Source organism: Myxococcus sp. RHSTA-1-4 (assembly GCF_020037125.1).
GTDB lineage: Bacteria > Myxococcota > Myxococcia > Myxococcales > Myxococcaceae > Myxococcus.
Map to the genome: position 1 here is coordinate 521,811 of NZ_JAIQDG010000002.1, position 18,220 is coordinate 540,030.

The window sequence follows — 18,220 nt, forward strand, 5'->3', positions numbered from 1 at the left end:
ACTCTAGTCTGGCCCTTCCCACAGCCCTTTCGCGGACCGTCCTTGTGAGCGCGCCAAACACGATCACCGGGCTGGGGGCCCGGACGGACCACATCGCCACGGTGCCCCACCTCGACCCCGCCCGCCTCCAGCTCACCGCTGAAGAGGGTGCGGTGCTGTCGCTCGTGGGGCGGGTGGAGCGCATCGACCAGGTGCTGGCCCGCTCCTCGCTGGGCGAGGCCCGCACCATCGCCGTGCTGCTGGCACTGCGGGCCAAGGGCGCCATCGTCCCCGCCCGCGTGGTGTCTCGCGGGCAGCCGGCACCGGTGGTGGATGCCGCCATGGCCGAGGAGGTGGACCTCGAGCCGGAGCGGAAGAAGGAAATCATCGACCTGGAGCGGGCCCTGGACGCGATGGACCACTTCGCGGTGCTGGGCGTGAAGCCGGGCGCCTCCGCGGCGGAGGTGAAGCAGGCGTACTACAACGCCTCGCGCCGCTACCACCCGGACCGCTACTTCGGGAAGAACCTGGGCAGCTTCCGCGCCCGCATGGAGCGCATCTTCCGGCGCCTCACCGACGCCCACAACGTCCTCACCCAGCCGGACAAGCGCGAGGCGTACCTCCGGGCCCACCCCGCGCTGGCGTCCGCCGCCGCGGCCGCCACGCCGCCTCCCGCGGCTCCGCCTCCGCCCGAGCCGCTCCAGCCGCTGACGCTGACGCCCGAGCCGCCCCCGGTCCACGTCGTCTCGCCGGCACCTCCGCCCCGGCCCGTGGCCCCACCGCCGCGCGCCCCGAGCCCACCTCCACGGCCCCCGAGCCCGCCGCCGCCCGCGCCGCCCGCGCCGCCCGCGAACGACGCGGAGTCCGAGGCCCGCCGCGCCGAGCGGCAGGCCCGCCTGGCGCGGCATCCGTACATGGCGCGCACCGGGAAGCTCACCGAGCTGATTGCCCGGGGCAAGGCGGCCCTCGCCCGGGGCGACTGGGAGCGGGCCTACCAGGACTTCCACCAGGTGCAGCTCCTCGACTCGAAGAACCGCGAGGTGGTGACGCTGCTGACGGAGGCCCGCCGCAAGCACGACGAGCAGCGGGCCCTCTCGGAGCTGGCGCGGGGGCGCGAGCTGGAGCTGCACGGGGACATCAACGGAGCCCTCGCCGCGTACCGGCTCGCCAGCTCACTGGACGAGCGGAGCGCCGACGCCGCCTTCCGCGCCGCGCGTCTGGGCTACCAGCTCGGGTACGATGCGAACGAGGTTCGCACCCTGGCGTACCGCGCCGTGGACCTGCAGCCGGGGCGTGTCGAGCACCAGCTACTGCTCGGGAAGGTGTTGACGGACGCCGGAGCGAAGCAACGCGCGAAGCGGGCCTTCGAGGATGCGGCGAAGCTGGACCCGGACAACGCCGAAGCGAAGGCGGCGCTCAAGAAGCTGCGCTGGCCGTTCTAGACGCTAGGATGATGAGCACGGTTCCCCATGGCTGAGTCCGAACCCCTCATTGGAATCGACCTGGGGACGACGAACAGCATCGTCGCCACCGTCCAGGACGGTCAGCCCGTCGTCATCAAGAACCGCACGGGCCAGGCGCTCACGCCGTCCGTGGTGGCGGTGTCCAAGAACGGCAAGCGGCTGGTGGGCGGCATCGCCAAGCGGCAGGCGATTACGAACCCGCAGGAGACGGTGTACGCCGCCAAGCGGCTCATCGGCCGGAAGTTCTCCTCGCACGAGGTGCAGGACGCGCTGCGCTCGCTGCCGTACGCGGTGGTGGCCGGGCAGCACGACGACCTGCGCATCCGCATGGGCGGGAAGGACCTGTCCGTGCCCGAAATCAGCGCCATGATTCTCCAGGAGCTGAAGGCGGACGCGGAGGCGCACTTCGGCAGGCCCGTCTCCAAGGCCGTCATCACCGTGCCGGCGTACTTCAACGACGCCCAGCGGCAGGCCACCAAGGACGCGGGCCGCATCGCCGGGCTGGACGTGCTGCGCATCATCAACGAGCCCACGGCGGCGGCGCTGGCCTACGGCTTCGGGCGCACGGTGAACGGGCGCGTGGCGGTGCTGGACCTGGGCGGCGGCACCTTCGACGTGTCGGTGCTGGAGATCAACCAGGGCGTCTTCGACGTGGTGGGCACCGGCGGCGACACGTACCTGGGCGGTGAGGACTGGGACAACCGCATCATCGAGTGGCTGGTGTTCGGCTTCGCCAAGGAGCACGGCATCGACCTGCGCAAGGACCGCATGGCGTTGCAGCGGCTCAAGGACGCGGCGGAGAAGGCCAAGGTGGAGCTGTCCAGCGTGCGCGAGTCGCAGATCAACCTGCCCTTCATCAGCACTCCGCCCGGGGGCGGGGCGGCGCTGCACCTGAATGCCACGCTCACCCGGGACAAGCTGGATGACTTGACGTCGGACCTGGCGGAGCGCGTGGTGGGCATCACCACGGAGGTGCTGGGCGAGGCGGGCGTGCGTCCCTCGGAGCTGAAGGAGGTCATCCTCGTCGGGGGCATGTCTCGCATGCCCAGGATTGTGGAGGCCGTGCGCGGCTACTTCCGGCGGGAGCCCTGCAAGGGCGTGCACCCGGAGGAGGTGGTGGCGCTGGGGGCCGCCATCCAGGCCCACGCGCTGGCGGGGCAGGAGAGCGAGTTGCTTCTGCTGGACGTCACGCCGCAGAGCCTGGGCGTGGCCATCGCCGGCGGCTTCGTGCGCCGCATCATCCCGAAGAACACCACGGTGCCCACGTCCGCCACGGAGGTCTTCGCCACGTCGAAGGACTTCCAGCGCGTGGTGAAGATCATGGTGCTCCAGGGCGAGCACGAGATGGCGCAGCAGAACGAGCTGCTGGGCGAGTTCGTGCTCACCGGCCTGCGCGAGGCCTTGCGCGGGCAGGTGGAGATTGAAGTGACGTTTGACATCAACGCGGAGGGCATCGTCTCCGTGTCCGCGAAGGACCGGGAGACGGCGCTGCGGCAGTCCATCACCGTCACCGCGTCCAGCGGCCTCACGGAGGAGGAGCTCAAGCGCATCATGGAAGAGCAGCGCGAGTACCTCATGGCCGCGCGGCTGTCCGATGAGCTGAAGGCGAAGCGCGTGGAGCTGGACACGCTGGCGCGCGACGTGGTGGACGCGCTCACGCGGGCGCGGCTGCTGCCGGGAGGCGGCGGGCTCGCGGTGGACGTGATGCCCCGGGCGGAGCAGGCCCTGGACCACGCGCGGCGGGTGCGCGACGCGGAGGACGTGGGGGCGCTCGGCAGGGCGTGCGAGCTATTGTCGGGCTGTCTCACCCAACTTCGAGCGCCGGCCCAGGGCGGCGCGAGGCGCTAGATGAGCCCCCAGCGCGCCAACCAGCTCATCGAGGCGGGACTGTGGCTGCGGCTGAGCGGCGACCATCAAGGCGCGCAGAAGCTGTTCGAGCGCGCGTTGCAGCTGGACCCCGGCAACACGCGGGCCCGTGAGTACCTGGAGGGAGCGGGCGTGGCACAGGGGGCCTCACCGTTCCCGGCTCCCCCGACGGAGCCCGTGCGCGCGCAGGTGCTCGGGCGGATGACGCCGGTGGCGGCGCCGTCGCTGGAGGGAGACTGGGGCGCCTGGGCGGAAGGGCAGGGCGGACCGGAGGAGGCGAATCCCTGGAAGACGCCCGCGCCGGTGTACCTCCCGGAGGATGGGGGAGACGGCGGACGGGTGGATGCGCTGGAGCTGCTCTCACGGGAGGACGAGTCCGAGCCGGAGGTGTTCAGCCTCCCCGAGAGCGACACGCAGGAGTACGGCGTCCCGCCGGAGGGTGACACGCAGGAGTACGGCGTGCCCGCGGGGGACAGCGAGCTGGATTTGCTGCTGCGTGGGGCGGAGGACCTGCTGGAGCTGGATGACCACTCGGGCGCGGTGGACCTGCTGTTCAAGGCGCAGGAGCTGGCCCCGGGAGATCCGCGCGTGGAGGCGCTGAGGCAGCGCAGCGAGCGGATGCTGATGGCGATGCTGGAGTCCAAGCTGGGCGACCTGGGGCGGGTGCCCCGGGTGCGGCTGCAAGCCGACGACATCATCTGGCTGAACCTGGATCACCGTGCCGGCTTCGTGCTGGCGCAGATCGACGGCTCGGTGACCTACGAGGACCTGTTCGCCCTGTCCGGGATGACGCGGCTGGATACCGCGCGCATCCTGGCTCAGCTGCTGGACGAGGGCGTCATCTCGGCGGGCTGACGCTTCAGCCCCCGCGGATGACCGCCGTCCAGGTCCCCTTCACCACCGTCTTGCCGGTCTGGTTGCGGGACTCGCTGGACACGACGAGGAAGGACATGCGCGCCTTGTCGAAGATGTTCTCGATGCGCCCGGTGGTGGTCATCACGTCGCCGGGCCGCATGACGTCCAGGAACTCCAGCTCCTGCTCGCCGTGCACCAGCATCAGCATGTTCACCGCCAATTCCGGGTCGGCGATGGCCGCGCTGAACGGGCGCACCGCGAAGACGACGGCGAAGCTGGGGAAGGCGATGAGGTCGAAGTATGGGCCAGCCTTCGCCGCCCGCGCGTCGTAGAGCAGGGGGCTGACGTGGGCGGGAGGCTCGCCCGGAGTGCCGGCGCCAGGGCGCGCGCCGCCCACCGCGAGCGCGAACTCGCGGAGCTTCTCCGCGCCAATGGTGTACGTGAAGGGGCCGTACTCGCGGCCGATGAAGCGCTTGTCGAGGGCCATGGGGGTCTATCCGATGAAGGCTTCGACGACGGCGCCCTTGAGGACGTCCTCGCCGCGCTGGTTGGTGGCCGAGATTTCCGCGGTGAGCAGGCCGTCCTGCACCGAGCGGACCTTGCCCTGGAAGGTGATGACGTCCTCGGCCCGCACGGGCTTCGAGAAGCGCACCCTCACGCGCCGGATGCGGCCGGGGTCACCCACGAAGACGGCGACGGCCTCCACGGCCCAGCCCAGGGTGCACAGCCCCTGGAGGATGGCACCTCCAAGGCCGGCCTCCTTGCCGACCTCCGGGTCGATGTGGATGGGGTTGTAGTCCCCGGAAGCACCCGCGTAGTAGATCGGCCGGTACCGGTCGCACTCGCGTACATGCGTGAACGTGTCGCCTGGCTGGAAGGTGCGTGGCATCCCAGCGATCTACCACGTCACGGCGTCGTGGAACGGGGCTCTCGCTCGGGCGAAGGCCCGTGGTCCAGCGGGTCCTCCACCTCGGAGCCCTCGCGGCGCTTGCGGTACTGCTCGCGCACGTAGGACACGAGCTGGTCCAGGTAGGCGGCGAGGGGAGGGCACCGCACGCCCGTGCCGTCCAGCAGGTCCAGCGTGTTGTGGCAGTTGTAGATGGCCAGGTGATTCACGTAGCTGATGGCCGCGCGCTGGGGCCGGGCCAGCTTCTCCAGCACCGGCAGCCGCAGCATGACGTCCGCCGCGCGGGCGGAGAGGTTGAAGCGCGGCAGCTTCTTGTTGGCCTTCTCAGCGATGAGCTCGTACACGCGGCGGGCGCTCATCGGGTTCGGGTCCACCAGGTGGAAGGTGCGCCCCACGGCGCGCGCGTCCCTGGACAGCCGCCACACCGCCTCCACCACGTAGTCCACCGGCACCACGTTGAGCGGCGCCACGCCGTTGCCCGGCAGCGGCAGCGGCACCACCAGCGGCGACGTCACCAGCAGGATGCCCAGGTAGTAGGGCCCCTCGAACTTGTCGATTTCGCCCGTGCGCGAGTCTCCCACCACGCTGGAGGGCCGGAACACGGTGATGGGCAGGGTGGCTCCGGCGCGCTGCACCAGCCGCTCCGCCTGGAACTTCGTCTCCTCGTAGGAGTTGCGGAAGGCCTGGCCCCGGTCCAGCTCGTCCTCGGCGATGACGCCCACCCGGTCGCCGGACACGTAGCAGGTGGAGAAGTGGTTGAAGCGCGACAGGTGCGCGCAGTCTCGCGCCAGCTCCAGCATGTTGCGGGTGCCGTCCACGTTCACCCGCCACGCCGTCTCCTTGGGCACGCCCAGCTGCGCCACCGCGGCCAGGTGGAACATGTCCGTCACCCGCTCACACAGGCGCTGGTACTCCTCGCCGGACAGGCCCAGGTGCATGTCCACCACGTCGCCGGTGAGCAGCTCCACCGGGGCGCCCTTCACCCTGGCCGCGTGCTTCTGCGCTTCCTTGAGGTGCTTGGGCTGCACCAGCGCGTAGATGTGCCCCTTCGGGTCCTCCCGCGCGATGTGCTCCACCAGCCGCTTGCCGATGAACCCGGGGTAGCCGGTGATGAAATACGTCCCGGCCCCGCCGCCCTTCTTGCGCGTCTCGCTCATGCGGCGCGCAGCATACCCCTCCGTCAGCCCCGCGCGAGCATGGCCCTCCAGACCGACTCCACCTGGGCTCGGGTGGACGCCAGGTCCCCGCTGTTGTCGATGACCCAGGTGGCATGGGCCTTCTTCTCGTCCAGGGGAAGCTGGGCGGCCAGCCGGGCCTCCGCCGCCGCCGCGTCCAGCCCGTCCCGGGCCATCAGCCGGGCCTTCTGCTCGTCCCGGGGCACCCACACCAGCGCCACCCCCTCCATCCAGCCGTGCATGCCGCTCTCGATGAGCAGGGGGACATCGTAGATGACGCGCTCCACCCCCCGGGCCTCCAGCGCCTGGACCTTCTCCATGAAGGCCTCGCGCACCAGCGGGTGGGTGATGGCGTTGAGGGCGGCGCGCTCGTTCGCGTCCGAGAAGACCCGCGCCCCCAGCTTCGCCCGGTCCAGGCGGCCGTCGGGGCCCACCACGCCGGGGAAGCGCTCGGCCACGGCGGCCAGGCCCGGGGTGCCGGGCTCCACCACCTCGCGAGCAATCACGTCCGCGTCCAGCACATGGGCGCCCAGCTCGCGGAACATCCGCGTCACCGTGCTCTTGCCCGAGGCGATGCCGCCCGTCAGCCCGAAGACGTGCACGGGGTTACTTCGCGGCCTTCTGCGTGGTGAAGGTGAACGACTGCACCGTCTTGCCGTCCTCGTTGAAGAAGATGGCCAGCCCCAGCTTGGGGTAGAGGAAGTAGGTGCGGAAGTCGTCCGTCAGCTTGCGCAGGTAGCAGGGGCTGGCGGGCACCGGGCCGGACGGGCAGGCCGGGCCGTAGCTGTTTTCAATCGTCTCCTTGTCGATGACCGGCCCGGGGAACACGTCGATGCGCTCCACCGTCTGCGAGGCGGGGTCCACCTTGAACTGGGCCTGGGTGGTGCCCTTGATGGCCTCCTTGCCCAGGTAGGCGATGATTTCCTTCCCGTCGAGGGTGACGGTGCGAGAGGGCTCTCCGAACTTCTTGACGATTTCCTCCCGCTTGGAGACGCCCGGTTCGATTCCCTGCCACGGCTTGGCGGCGGCGGGGACGGCGAAGGCGAGCACGGCGAGCATGGTCAGGGTCCGCATCACGACTCCTCCCTAACGGATCGGGCAGGCAGGGCTCAAGAAAACCACGGTGTTTCAACGGATGAAGCTCCACGGCATTCAATCACGAGACGCCTTGCCCCGTCCGGGGGGGTCTGCTAGTCCGACGCACCATGCGTGCTCCTGGCTCCAGGGTCCTCCCCCTGCTCCTGCTGGCCTTCGGTGGCGCGGCGGGCGCCGCCGACTTCGTCGGTCCGGATAGCTGCAAGGGCTGCCACCCCGAGGCGTACGAGGCGTGGATGCAGTCCAAGCACGCCCGGGCCGAGAACTCCCTCTCCGAGCAGCAGAAGAAGGACGGGCGCTGCCTGTCCTGCCACTCGCCGGACCAGGCCGCGCAGGCCACGGCCAGCGTCACCTGCGAGACGTGCCACGGCGGCGGCCAGTACTACTCGCCCGAGTACGTGATGAAGGACCCGGAGCTGTCCCGGCTGGTGGGGCTGGTGGACCCGTCGGAGAAGCAGTGCCGCACCTGCCACGACGCCTCCTCGCCCTCCCTGCGGCCGTTCGACTTCAAGGAGTCGCTCAAGGCCATCGACCACTGGTCCGCCGAGCGCGCCCGCCGCGCGGCCCGCGCCGACGCCTCCTCCTCCACCCAGGCGCCGCCGCCCGCCAGCACCAAGAAATAGCCGCGTGATCAAGATCCTCGACGCCCGTTTCGTCGTCACCGCCGTGGAGCCCAAGGGCTACCCGGCGGGCCACACCGCGGAGGTGGCCTTCGTCGGCCGCTCCAACGTGGGCAAGTCCTCCATGATCAACGCGCTCACCCAGCGCAAGAAGCTGGTGCGCGTGTCCAACACCCCCGGACGGACCCGGACGCTCAACTTCTTCGACGTGGACCTGGAGCGCGACGGCCAGCGCCACCAGGTGCGCCTGTGCGACTTGCCCGGCTACGGCTTCGCCAAGGCCAGCAAGGCGGACAAGGCCCAGTGGGAGGAGATGATCACCACCTACCTGGAGAAGCGGCACCGCCTGGAGGCCGTCGTCAGCATCATCGACGCCGAGGTGGGACCCACCCCGGACGACCTGGCCACGCTGGACTACCTCCAGGCCCACAACCGCCGCATCCTCGTCGTGGCCACCAAGATGGACCGCCTCAACAAGGCCCGCCGCAAGCCCCGCCTCGTGGAGCTGTCCAAGGCCATGGACCTGCCCCTGGAGGTGATTCTCCCGTTCTCCGCGACGGAAAAGCTCGGTGTGGATGAAGTCTGGGGGGCCCTCCTGGGTACATTCGGGAAGGCCACCCGGGTTTGAGTTGACCGGGCGAGGCCATCCACGGTTTCCTGGTCTCCTTCGGGGGGGCAGGTCGCGCCGGTTCCGGCGCCGGAGGTCTCATCATGCGCCAGCATCTTCTTCTGGCCACCGTGTTCGCCACGGTGGTCCTCACGGCCTGCAGCTCGGGCGGTGGAGCATCCAAACCCGACGCCGGCGGCGATGACCCCCTGGGCACGACGGACGGCGGCCGCGACGGTGGCGGCGGTGACACTCGCGACGGCGGCGGCGACGAGCCGGACGGCGGAAGCACGTCCGTGGGCATTCCGCCCGGGGGCTTCAACCTGGACGCGGGCGTGGCCAACGGCACCGTCACCGTGGACGGCGTGCAGGTGGACCCCGAGGGCAACATCATCCTGGGCGGCGGCAGCACGTCGCTGGCGTTCGCGTGGATCGCCAACAACAGCGCGGGCACGGTGTCCAAGTACGACACGCGCACCGGCAAGGAAGTGGGCCGCTACCACGCCGTCATCCCCGTGGACGGCAGGAATCAGCCCAACGGCCTGCGCGGCAACGAGGGCCACAACCCCAGCCGCACCGCGGTGGACCTGTTCGGTGACGTGTGGGTGGCCAACCGCGCGCTGGGCGTGCAGGGCTCGGTGACGAAGATCGCCAACAGCAAGGCCTACTGCAAGGAGCGCAACGGCATCGAGGGCATCCAGACCAGCGAGGACAAGAACGATGACGGGCGCATCGACCCCGTCACGGAGATGATCATCCCGCAGGACTGGTCGAACCCGGCGCAGTACGACGAGTGCCTCCTGTTCAGCACGCCGGTGGGCCCCTCGTCCACGGACGCCGTCAAGGCGCGCGCCATGGCCATCGGCCAGGGCATCGAGAACAGCGCTGGCGACATCTGGGTGGGCGTCTGGGCCAACTCGCGCCTCATCAAGCTGGACCCGGACACCGGCCAGCAGGTCCCGGTCAACAGCGCGGGCGCCATGGACATCCCCGTGTTCGCGTCCGGCCAGGGCCCGTACGGCGCGGCCATCGACCGGCAGCAGCGGCTGTGGATGGTGTCCTCCAGCCTGAGCCCGCTGAAGCTGGCGCTCGTGGACACGGGCAATGGCGAGGTGGTGAACATCGACGGCAAGGCGTTCATCTCGCCGCCGTCCAGCCTGGGCAGCTCCGGCGCGTACGGCATCGCGGTGGATGGCCAGGACCGCGTGTGGGTCGCCGGCTGGACGTCCGGCCCCAAGGCGTTCCGTTACACCCACCAGGGCCTGTCCACCACCCTGGGCCAGTGGGCGGTGTTCGACTTCTCCAGCGCCATCAGCCAGCTCAACACCCGGATGCGGCGCGGGCGCGGCATCGCCGCGGATGACCGGGGCTTCATCTGGATGAGCTCGGACCAGGGCTCACAGCCCGGCAACCCGGACGCGACGCGGAATGCCTCGCAGGTCATCGCCTTCAACGGCGACACGGGGGCCCTCAAGAAGTTCCAGTGGACGGACTCGCAGCAGGTGGACTTCATCGACGCCACGGACGGCAGCTCGTACACCGCCATCGGCGTGGGCCTGGACGCGGACAACAACGCCTGGGTGAACAACAGCTCCGGCAACGTCATCCGCGTGGACCGCGAGTCGGGCGCCATCCTGCGCACGCAGCGGCAGGGCAGCGGCCTGTACACGTACTCGGACTTCACGGGCTACCAGCTCCGCAACTTCACCGCGCCGTCCGGCTGGTACCGGCAGGTCTTCACCGGCTGCGGCGCCAACACCACGTGGAGCACCGCCACCTGGGACGTGGAGAAGCCCGCGGGCACGGACATGAACGTCTACATCACCGTGTCCAACCGGCGTGACGGGCTGGAGGACCCCGCCAACCGCAAGGGGCCGTTCATCGCCCCGCCGGTGGACCTGGTGTCGGCGGGCTTCCCCAAGGGCAACTACCTGCGCATCGAGTTCGAGCTGAAGTCCACGGACCGCATCCTCAACGCCACGCCGAAGCTGAAGTCGTTCGACGTGGGCTTCCAGTGCGAGGTCATCATCCGGTAGTCGCCGCTCGCGGCGGCGTTCTGCTCCCCCCTGGAAGGGGGGTGTGGTAGGCACGCCGCCGTGTCCGAGAACGGCAAGGGAAATGGCAGGGATGCGCAGCTCGCCCCGCGCGAGCTGCGCCAGCGGTTGATGCGGCTGTCCCCGCGGCAGCGGGTGGACGCCCTGTTGGAAGTCCCGGAGGCGCGGGCGCTGGTGCGCTCGCTCCCTCCGGAGGACCTCTACGTCACCATCCAGGAAGTCGGGCTGGCGGACGCGACGGAGCTGGTACAGCTCGCGTCGCCCGGACAGTTCCGCGCCTTCGTGGACCTGGGCGGCTGGCAGCGCGACAAGGTGGACCCGCATGCGGTGCTCACCTGGCTGCGCGCCGCGCGCGGTGGCATCGACGACACGGAGGAGTTCCTCCGCAAGCTGCACGCGGTGGACCTGGAGGTGCTGGAGTACCTCCTGCGCGAGTTCACCGTGGTGCACGACCTGGAGGAGAACCCGGACGTCAACCCGCCGGGCGTGACGATGGAGACGCCCGAGGGGCGCTACCTCGTCGAAATCAAGGCCGAGGGCGTGGAGATGGCCGCGGTGCGCTCGCTCCTCAATGACCTCATCGCGGAGAACCCCTTCGAGGCGGTGCGGCTCCTGGAGGCCGTGCGCTGGGAGATTCCCAGCGAGATGGAGGAGACCGCCTACCAGTTCCGCCGCGCGCGGCTGGCGGACCTGGGCTTCCCCTCGCTGGAGGAGGCGGTGTCCCTCTTCAGCCGCGTGGATGTGGGGCCCTCGCCCCGGCCCGCGGGGACGGGGCCCGGCGTGGCGCTCGCGGCCACGGGCGGGCACGTGGACTACCTGGAGGCGGCGCTCCGCGGGCTGACGATGCTGGAGCGGGAGAACGCGGAGGACGAGCTGCGGGGCGTGGCCAACGCCGCGCTGGTGGCGGAGCTGGCCGACCCGGGAGACCTGGACGCCGCGCGCCAGGCGGCGGAGATGGTGCGCGACTACCTGTCGCTGGGGCTGGAGCACCTGACGGGAGCGGACCCGGGCCGCGCCACGGACGTGCTGCACGAGACGCCGCCGCGCCGCATCTTCCAGGTGGGCTTCACGCTGACGCTCCAGCTCAAGTTCCGCGCGGACCGGCTGATGCGGGCGCCGGGGGCGATGTTGGAGGGCGTGTTGATGGTGCTGCCGGAGGAGGCCGCCGCCATCCACGCGCTCCGGCGCAAGCGCCCGCGGCGCGCCCTGCGGGTGGAGGGCGCGGAGCCGGTGCCGTTCCGCTCGCTGCGCGAGGTGGCCGCCACCGAGGCGCTGCTGGCCCGCGCGGAGGCGCAGGTGCAGGTGTTCCGCGGCGTGCTGGGTGGCACCGCGGAGGCGGCGCGCGAGGCGGTGGCCCGCTTCGGCGTGCCGCTGGAGACGCTGGGCCTGGAGCGCCTGCTGGCCGCGGTGGTGGCCATGGCGGTGCTGGAGGGCAGGGCGGACGCGCGGCCGGTGCCGCTGGGACGCGTGGTGGAGCTGGGACAGCGCCTCTTCGAGGGCACCCCGGACGCGCCGCGTCTGCGGGCCACCGCCGCCGAGCGGGCCCTGTCCGGCCTGGAGGGCGCGGTGCCCCCGGAGTCCCGGGGCGAGCTGCGGCGCATGGTGGGGTTGACGCTCGAGCGCCTGCTGTCCGAGCTGGGCTCGCCGTGGCTCCAGGAGGGGCGGCTGGACGCCATCGCCGCCGCCGTCCTTCCCATGGAGAGCCAGCCGGTGCCGTAGGTTTTTCAGTCCGGGGCGCCCCCCCGGCGCGCGGTGGGGCGCCCAACCGTAGGAAGTCCAGGGCTTTGCCCGTCAGGGCGGCTGGCATGTCCTCTGCTTCAGTCAGTGCACGCGTGATTGTGCGCGAGGCAACTGCCGGGAGGTGGAGGGAATGGTGCCGGGCGAGCAGGGGCAGCGCCGTGATTCGTGGGCCTTCCATGCGCTGACCGCGTTCGCGGTGGTGATGTACGCGGCGCCGGGTGAGTGGATTCCCGCGCTGGCGCCGGCGCGGCTCGCGCTGGTGACGTCGGGGCTGGCGGCGGGGTTGATGGTGATACGCAGGCTGGGCCGCGCGGAGCCGCTCTACGTGGACGGCGCGCGAGGCCTGGCGCTCATCGGCTTCTCCACGCTGGCGGTGGCCTCCATCTCCTGGTCGCTGAACCCGGAGGTGACGCGGGCGACGGGCATCGAGCTGCTGAAGCTGACGGCCATCTACCTCACCCTCGTCAACGTCATCACCACCGGGCGGAGGCTGGCGGTGGTGTGCGGGGCCATGGTGCTGGCCTCGGTGGTGACGTCCATTGGCGTCATCGACTGGTACAACACGGGGGTGGACCTGGTGGAGGGCTTCCGCGCGCGCTGGGTGGGCGTGTACGCGGACCCGAACCACATGGCCATGAACCTGGGGCTGGTGGTGCCGCTGGCGGTGGCCTTCCTGGCGCGCAAGGGCAGCGCGTGGGTGTGGCGGCTGGCGTGCCTGGGGGCGGCGGGGCTGGCGGTGGCGGCCATCGTCCTCTCGCACTCGCGCGGTGGCTTCATCGGCCTGTCGGTGGCGATGGGGCTGTGGGCCATCCGCGAGAAGCGGCGCATCCAGGCCGTGGTGGTGGGCTCGCTCTTCGTGCTGGGCCTGCTGGTCTTCGCCCCCCAGAGTTTCTGGGAGCGCAACGAGACGGTGGCGGACTTCCAGGAGGACGCGTCCGCCATGGGCCGCGTGTACGCGTGGCAGGTGGCCAGCCGCATCAGCCTGGACAGGCCGCTGTTGGGCGTGGGGGCGGGGAGCTTCCGCTACGCGTGGCCCCTGTACGCGCCGCCGGAGGCGCGCCGCGCGTACGTGGCGCACAACATCTTCCTGGACGTGATTGGCGAGCTGGGCTGGGTGGGGCTCGCGTTCTTCCTGGTGTTCGCGGGAGGGGCCGCGGGCGCCGCCTTCGAGGCGTCGAGGGACAGGGAGATGGGCTGGCTGGCGCGGGCGCTATCGGCGTCGGTGGCCGGCTACCTCGTGTGTGATTTGTTCTCCGGCTACATCCTGTCCGCGCACTGCTACGTGCTCTTCGGACTGGCGGCGGCGGCGCAGCGGATTGCCCACGCGTCGGCGGCGGGGTCCCCGGTGGGAATCCAGAAGGTGACGGCTCCGGGTGGGCCGGCGGTGGCGACGTGGGAGGGGTCCGGACATGCGGCGTGAGGAGGCGCGGATGGGGCGGGAGCCCCTCCGCCTGGTGCAGTTCACCCGCTCGTTCCACATTGGCGGGACGGAGGTGCAGGTGCTGGAGCTGCTGAGGGGCCTGCCCCCCAGCTACCGGCTCCAGGTCTGCGTGCTGGAGGACGCGGGGCCCCTGATGGGGGCGCTCTGGAAGCTGGGCCACGCGCCGCGGGCGTTTCCCCTCGAGGGCTCGGTGGCGCAGCCCAACACCGTGTACCAGGTGTACCGGATGGCGCGCTGGCTGAAGGCGCACCGCGTGGAGCTGGTGCACGTGCACGACTTCTACTCCACCCTCATCGCCGTGCCCGCGGCGAAGCTGGCCGGGGTGAAAGTCATCGTCGGGCGGCTGGACTTGTCCCACTGGCAGGGCCGGGCGCGCCGCGCGGTGCACGCCCGGCTCACGCGGATGGCGGACCACGTCATCGCCAACGCGGAGGCCATCCGCCGCAGGCTGGTGGAGGAGGAGGGGCTGCCCGCCTCGCGCGTGTCCGTCATCCACAACGGCCTGGACCTCCAGCGCTTCGATGCCCGCGTGCGCGAGGGCCTCAAGGGGCCGCTGCCGGACACGGGCGGCGCGCCGGTGGTGGTGCACGTGGCCAACATGAACCACCCCGTGAAGCGGCAGGAGGACCTGCTGCTCGCGCTGGCCATGCTGCGCCACGGCGGCACCCGGCTGCAGGCCTTCCTCGTGGGGGACGGCCCGCGCCGGCCGGAGCTGGAGAAGCTGGCCGGGGAGCTGGGCGTATCCGACACCGTGCACTTCCTCCGACACCGCACGGACGTGCCCGCCATCTACGGGCGCGCCACCTTCGGCGTCCTGTGCTCCAACGCCGAGGGCATGTCCAACGCGGTGATGGAGGGCATGGCCGCGGGGCTGCCCATGGTGGTGACGCGGGTGGGTGGCAACACCGACCTCGTCCGGGACGGCGAGCGCGGCCTCGTCGTGCGGGCCGAGCAACCCGCCCAGCTCGCCCAGGCCTTCATCCAGATGCTCTCGAATCCCGAGAAGGCAAGAGCCATGGGCCGGGCCGCGCGGGACTTCGTGGCCCGGGAGTTGTCGCTGGAGAGGCTGATCCGGCTGCACGACGCGCTCTACCAGCGGGTGGCCCGGGGCACCGGCGCCTGAGGGCATGTCAGACCGCCCTGGATACTGCCGTCGAGTGAGCGGCAATCGGGCAGGCGGGTCCTACGTATGAAGGGTGCCGCCCTTCCATCGTCAATGGTGATGGCGCGAGGCGGGTGGATGCGGTAGACGGGAATAGCGTGGTATTCGCGGTGGTTCGGGAAGGCCCGAACAGGTCGGGGAACAAAACCGGGGTTGGAGCCGTCCAACTCCCGGTGGAATTCGGACCAACCGGGTGGCGTTGCAACGAATAGCTTTCGAGGCCCGTCAAGCACTGGGCCCGGGGCGCTCGCCGGTGAAACTCCAAGGCGCCGGCGAGCGCTCATTTTTTGTCGTACGGAGTGGTGCCCCTGGAGCTGGAGGGCCCCCCGGCCCCCACGAGAGCGGCCGGGGCCCTACATGTGCTCCCGGGGGCCTACCGTGTCAGCCTGCGGAGGCGCGGGTGTACCGGCGCTCCGGTGCTCCGCGCCGATGACGTCCTGGACGCGCTTGTACCCGTCCCGGGCGAGGAGGGTGGCGAGCGCGGGGAGGATGCGGCCCACCATGCCGGGCCCCTCGTAGATGAAGCCCGTGTAGACCTGCACCACGGACGCGCCGGCGCGCAGCTTCTCGTAGACGTGCTCGGCGGTGAAGACGCCGCCCACGCCGATGATGGGCAGGGCGCCGCCGCTGCGCAGGTACGCGCGGCGGATGACGGCGTTGGCCGGCTCGCGCACGGGCGCTCCGGACAGGCCGCCGGCCTCCTTCGCCAGCGGGTGCTCGAAGGGGCGGGCAATGGTGGTGTTGGTGGCGATGAGGCCCGCGAGGCCGCACGCGCTCGCCACGTCCACCACCTCGTCCACGGCCTCCGGGGTGAGGTCCGGGGCAATCTTCAGGAAGAGCGGCTTGCCGGGAGCCACCGAGGCCAGCCGCTCCTGCACGGCGCGCAGGAGGAGGGTGAGCTGCTCCGGCTCCTGCAAGCTGCGCAGGCCGGGCGTGTTGGGCGAGGACGCGTTGACCACCACGTAGTCGCCCAGCGGCGCCAGCGCGTCCACGCAGGCCACGTAGTCGTCCACCGCCTTCTCCAGCGGCGTGTCCTTGTTCTTGCCGATATTCACCCCCAGCGGGCCGGGGCGCCAGGTGCGCGCGCGCAGGCGCGTGGCTGCGTCCGCGGCGCCGTGGTTGTTGAAGCCCATCCGGTTGATGACGGCGCGGTGCTCCGGGAGGCGGAACAGGCGCGGCAGGGGGTTGCCGGGCTGGGGCCGGGGCGTGAGGGTGCCAATCTCCACCGCGGAGAAGCCGCAGGCGAAGAGGCCGTCCACGGCCTCGGCGTCCTTGTCCAGGCCGGCGGCCAGCGCCACCGGGTGGGCGAAGCGCAGGCCGGCCAGCTCCACGGCCATTCCCGGGGTGGCGCCTTCGAGGGCGCGTTCGCGCAGGGACTCGCACAAATCACGCGAGTGCCCCAGTTGGCGCAGCCCGGCGATGCCGAGCCGGTGCGCGCGCTCCGCGTCGAGCCGGAAGAGGAGCGAGCGGGTGAGTCCGTACATGGGCGTGGGGCCTAGGTGGCGGGGATGAAGGAGGCCTGCCGGGCCCAGGCGAGCGTCTGGTCCACCTGCTCCGGCGTGAGGATTCCGTTCTGCTCGATGATTTCGATTTCGCGGCGCATGTCCGTCTCGAGCAGGTAGGGGCCGTCGGTGTTGATGGTGAACTTCACCTTGCGGTCCCAGAAGGTGCGGATGATGTGGCGCAGCTCCTCCACGCCCTCCACCGCCTTGGTGTGGAGGTTGGAGGTGGGGCACAGCTCCAGGACGATGTCGTTCTCCCGGAGCACCTTCATGGCGTGCTCGTCGTAGGCGGCGCGGATGCCATGGCCGATGCGGTGCGGCTTGAGCTTCTCCACCACGGCCATGACGCCCTCGGCGCCGGTGCCGCGCGTCTCACCGGTGTGCACGGTGCACTTGAGGCCGGCGCGGCGGGCGCGCGCGAAGAGGTCCTCGTACTGGGCCACGCGCTCCGGGCTCAGCTCCATGGCGTTGGTCTCCGTGCCGGCCAGGTCGATGCCGTACACGCCGCGGGAGCGGTACTTGATGGCCTTGTCCACGAGGATGCTGTTGAGCTGGTGGTCGAACTCGCGGGCGAGGCAGAAGATGAGGCCCATCTTCACGCCGTACTCCAGCACCGCGCGGTCCATGCCGCGCAGCGCGGCGTGGATGATGTGGTCCAGGTCCAGCTCGGAGTTGAGGTTGCGCTTCATGGGGTTGAAGCGCAGCTCCATCTGCGTCACGCGGCTGCCGCGGTACTCCTTGCCGATGACCTCGTAGACGGAGCGTTCAATCGCGCTGGGCGAGGACTGAATCTTCTCCGTCCAGGTGTGGAGAATCTTGAGGTAGTCGTCGAGGCTCCCGACCTTGCCGGGGCGGGAGGTGATGAGCTCCACGAAGTCGAAGTAGTTCTTGACCGGGAGCTTGAAGCCCTGCTGGTGGGCGATGGACCAGAGGATGTGGGGCGCCACGGCGCCACCCACGTGGATGTGCAGGTCGATCAGATCGCGTGCCATGGCGGCATGTATGCACAGTGCCGGGCGCGCGTAAAGGTTAGCGCCGGAGCAGCACGTACACGGCTCCCGCGCCTCCGTCCTGCGGACGTGCGGTGGCGAACGCCAGCACCATGTTCCCGATGCGCTTCTGCGACAGCCACGCCTTGAGTCCCTCCTTGAGCACGGGAATCTGGTCCTTCGAGTTCAGTCCGCGGCCGTGGACGATGAGGACGCACCGCTTCTTGGCGCGGCGGCTGTCCGACAGGAAACGTTCCACGGCCTCACGGGCCTGTACCTGCGTCATGCCGTGCAAATCCAGGCGCCCCTGGACGGAGAAGTCGCCGCGGCGCAGCGCGCGCAGGAGGTTCCGGTCGATGCCCGGCCCCGCGCCCTCGATGTATTCGTCGGAGCCGGAGAAGTCGAAGTCACCCTGGCCGGCGACGAGCTCGGAGAGCTGCGCCAGGGCCTCGGCGTTCTCGTCGATGATTTCCGGCAGGCGCGGGTTGGGTTTGGGCGCCTCGCCACGGTTGGTGAGCTGCTGCACCCCGTCCATGGCGGAGTAGAAGAGGGCGGCCTCGTCCGACTCGCTCACCTTCGCGGCCTTCGGCGCCTTGGGCGGCGGAGGGGGCGCCTTGCGCTTCGCGGCCTCGGCGGCCGCCTTCTCCTGGGCCTCCTTCTTCTCCTGCTCCTTGATCGACTGGATGGCCGACTTGAAGGGGTTGTTGTGGAACGCCTCTTCCTTCTTCTTCGGGGGACCGCTGCGCTGCTTGCTCATGGCGGAGG

General features: G+C 70.7%; 17 protein-coding genes. 9 read left to right on the plus strand and 8 right to left on the minus strand.

Translation table 11 applies throughout. The features are described 5' to 3' along the window. The first annotated feature begins 44 nt into the window (after positions 1 to 44). The 3 genes from K8638_RS05575 to K8638_RS05585 are packed head-to-tail and all read left to right on the plus strand — an operon-like array spanning position 45 to position 4,163. Positions 45 to 1,421 (plus strand): J domain-containing protein, encoded by a 1,377-nt coding sequence (locus tag K8638_RS05575; protein WP_223753350.1) that lies wholly within the window; start codon positions 45 to 47, stop codon positions 1,419 to 1,421. 27 nt (positions 1,422 to 1,448) lie between these two features. After that, positions 1,449 to 3,290, plus strand: a complete 1,842-nt coding sequence (gene dnaK, locus K8638_RS05580) for a molecular chaperone DnaK (protein WP_223753351.1) — start codon at positions 1,449 to 1,451, stop codon at positions 3,288 to 3,290. Continuing rightward, positions 3,291 to 4,163, plus strand: a complete 873-nt coding sequence (locus K8638_RS05585; protein ID WP_223753352.1) for a tetratricopeptide repeat protein — start codon at positions 3,291 to 3,293, stop codon at positions 4,161 to 4,163. Positions 4,164 to 4,167: 4 nt separating this feature from the next. On the opposite strand, the gene K8638_RS05590 is transcribed toward K8638_RS05585, so the two are convergent. The 5 genes from K8638_RS05590 to K8638_RS05610 are packed head-to-tail and all read right to left on the minus strand — an operon-like array spanning position 4,168 to position 7,319. Then, a complete protein-coding gene (locus tag K8638_RS05590; protein ID WP_223753353.1) occupies positions 4,168 to 4,650 on the minus strand; it encodes a MaoC family dehydratase N-terminal domain-containing protein in 483 nt (160 codons plus the stop codon). A 6-nt stretch (positions 4,651 to 4,656) separates the two neighbouring features. After that, the gene (locus tag K8638_RS05595) at positions 4,657 to 5,052 is read right to left on the minus strand and encodes a MaoC/PaaZ C-terminal domain-containing protein (protein ID WP_223753354.1); all 396 of its coding nucleotides are present in this window, start codon (positions 5,050 to 5,052) and stop codon (positions 4,657 to 4,659) included. Positions 5,053 to 5,069: 17 nt separating this feature from the next. Then, positions 5,070 to 6,227: an SDR family oxidoreductase gene (locus K8638_RS05600; protein WP_223753355.1), complete on the minus strand. Its 1,158-nt coding sequence runs from the start codon at positions 6,225 to 6,227 to the stop codon at positions 5,070 to 5,072. 23 nt (positions 6,228 to 6,250) lie between these two features. After that, complete coding sequence (gene coaE / locus K8638_RS05605) at positions 6,251 to 6,847, minus strand: dephospho-CoA kinase (protein ID WP_223753356.1); 597 nt, start codon at positions 6,845 to 6,847, stop codon at positions 6,251 to 6,253. A 4-nt stretch (positions 6,848 to 6,851) separates the two neighbouring features. Continuing rightward, complete coding sequence (locus tag K8638_RS05610) at positions 6,852 to 7,319, minus strand: hypothetical protein (RefSeq protein ID WP_223753357.1); 468 nt, start codon at positions 7,317 to 7,319, stop codon at positions 6,852 to 6,854. A gap of 131 nt (positions 7,320 to 7,450) precedes the next feature. Between K8638_RS05610 and K8638_RS05615 the strand changes: the two genes are divergently transcribed. The 6 genes from K8638_RS05615 to exoK all read left to right on the plus strand — a co-directional run bounded on the left by K8638_RS05615 (position 7,451) and on the right by exoK (position 14,925). Further along, positions 7,451 to 7,963 carry a cytochrome c family protein gene (locus K8638_RS05615; RefSeq protein ID WP_223753358.1) on the plus strand — a complete coding sequence of 171 codons (513 nt, stop codon included), beginning with the start codon at positions 7,451 to 7,453 and terminating at the stop codon, positions 7,961 to 7,963. 4 nt (positions 7,964 to 7,967) lie between these two features. Continuing rightward, a complete protein-coding gene (yihA, locus tag K8638_RS05620; protein ID WP_223753359.1) occupies positions 7,968 to 8,588 on the plus strand; it encodes a ribosome biogenesis GTP-binding protein YihA/YsxC in 621 nt (206 codons plus the stop codon). Positions 8,589 to 8,671: 83 nt separating this feature from the next. After that, a complete protein-coding gene (locus K8638_RS05625; RefSeq protein WP_223753360.1) occupies positions 8,672 to 10,603 on the plus strand; it encodes a hypothetical protein in 1,932 nt (643 codons plus the stop codon). 60 nt (positions 10,604 to 10,663) lie between these two features. Continuing rightward, positions 10,664 to 12,340 carry a DUF6178 family protein gene (locus K8638_RS05630; RefSeq protein ID WP_223753361.1) on the plus strand — a complete coding sequence of 559 codons (1,677 nt, stop codon included), beginning with the start codon at positions 10,664 to 10,666 and terminating at the stop codon, positions 12,338 to 12,340. 151 nt (positions 12,341 to 12,491) lie between these two features. Next, positions 12,492 to 13,781: a spore coat polysaccharide polymerase ExoJ gene (gene exoJ / locus K8638_RS05635; protein ID WP_223753362.1), complete on the plus strand. Its 1,290-nt coding sequence runs from the start codon at positions 12,492 to 12,494 to the stop codon at positions 13,779 to 13,781. Beyond that, complete coding sequence (gene exoK / locus K8638_RS05640; protein ID WP_223753363.1) at positions 13,771 to 14,925, plus strand: spore coat polysaccharide biosynthesis glycosyltransferase ExoK; 1,155 nt, start codon at positions 13,771 to 13,773, stop codon at positions 14,923 to 14,925. The genes exoJ and exoK overlap by 11 nt, the downstream gene beginning before the upstream one ends. A gap of 392 nt (positions 14,926 to 15,317) precedes the next feature. Here the strand turns inward: exoK and K8638_RS05645 are convergent, their stop codons facing one another. Genes K8638_RS05645 through K8638_RS05655 form a run of 3 tightly spaced genes read right to left on the minus strand, consistent with a single transcriptional unit; the run spans position 15,318 to position 18,212 of the window. Continuing rightward, positions 15,318 to 16,448: a quinone-dependent dihydroorotate dehydrogenase gene (locus K8638_RS05645; RefSeq protein ID WP_223753364.1), complete on the minus strand. Its 1,131-nt coding sequence runs from the start codon at positions 16,446 to 16,448 to the stop codon at positions 15,318 to 15,320. An 11-nt stretch (positions 16,449 to 16,459) separates the two neighbouring features. Then, complete coding sequence (add, locus tag K8638_RS05650; protein WP_223753365.1) at positions 16,460 to 17,458, minus strand: adenosine deaminase; 999 nt, start codon at positions 17,456 to 17,458, stop codon at positions 16,460 to 16,462. A gap of 37 nt (positions 17,459 to 17,495) precedes the next feature. Continuing rightward, positions 17,496 to 18,212, minus strand: a complete 717-nt coding sequence (locus K8638_RS05655) for a Smr/MutS family protein (protein ID WP_223753366.1) — start codon at positions 18,210 to 18,212, stop codon at positions 17,496 to 17,498. Positions 18,213 to 18,220: the final 8 nt, after the last annotated feature.

Bases quoted from the DNA above. Each gene is read 5' to 3' on its own strand.
- K8638_RS05590 (WP_223753353.1), bottom strand. From the start codon at position 4,650: ATGGCCCTCGACAAGCGCTTCATCGGCCGCGAGTACGGCCCCTTCACG.
- K8638_RS05610 (WP_223753357.1), bottom strand. From the start codon at position 7,319: ATGCGGACCCTGACCATGCTCGCCGTGCTCGCCTTCGCCGTCCCCGCC.
- K8638_RS05600 (WP_223753355.1), bottom strand. From the start codon at position 6,227: ATGAGCGAGACGCGCAAGAAGGGCGGCGGGGCCGGGACGTATTTCATC.
- exoK (WP_223753363.1), top strand. From the start codon at position 13,771: ATGCGGCGTGAGGAGGCGCGGATGGGGCGGGAGCCCCTCCGCCTGGTG.
- K8638_RS05625 (WP_223753360.1), top strand. From the start codon at position 8,672: ATGCGCCAGCATCTTCTTCTGGCCACCGTGTTCGCCACGGTGGTCCTC.
- K8638_RS05615 (WP_223753358.1), top strand. From the start codon at position 7,451: ATGCGTGCTCCTGGCTCCAGGGTCCTCCCCCTGCTCCTGCTGGCCTTC.
- add (WP_223753365.1), bottom strand. From the start codon at position 17,458: ATGGCACGCGATCTGATCGACCTGCACATCCACGTGGGTGGCGCCGTG.
- K8638_RS05645 (WP_223753364.1), bottom strand. From the start codon at position 16,448: ATGTACGGACTCACCCGCTCGCTCCTCTTCCGGCTCGACGCGGAGCGC.
- exoJ (WP_223753362.1), top strand. From the start codon at position 12,492: ATGGTGCCGGGCGAGCAGGGGCAGCGCCGTGATTCGTGGGCCTTCCAT.
- K8638_RS05655 (WP_223753366.1), bottom strand. From the start codon at position 18,212: ATGAGCAAGCAGCGCAGCGGTCCCCCGAAGAAGAAGGAAGAGGCGTTC.
- K8638_RS05585 (WP_223753352.1), top strand. From the start codon at position 3,291: ATGAGCCCCCAGCGCGCCAACCAGCTCATCGAGGCGGGACTGTGGCTG.
- dnaK (WP_223753351.1), top strand. From the start codon at position 1,449: ATGGCTGAGTCCGAACCCCTCATTGGAATCGACCTGGGGACGACGAAC.
- K8638_RS05595 (WP_223753354.1), bottom strand. From the start codon at position 5,052: ATGCCACGCACCTTCCAGCCAGGCGACACGTTCACGCATGTACGCGAG.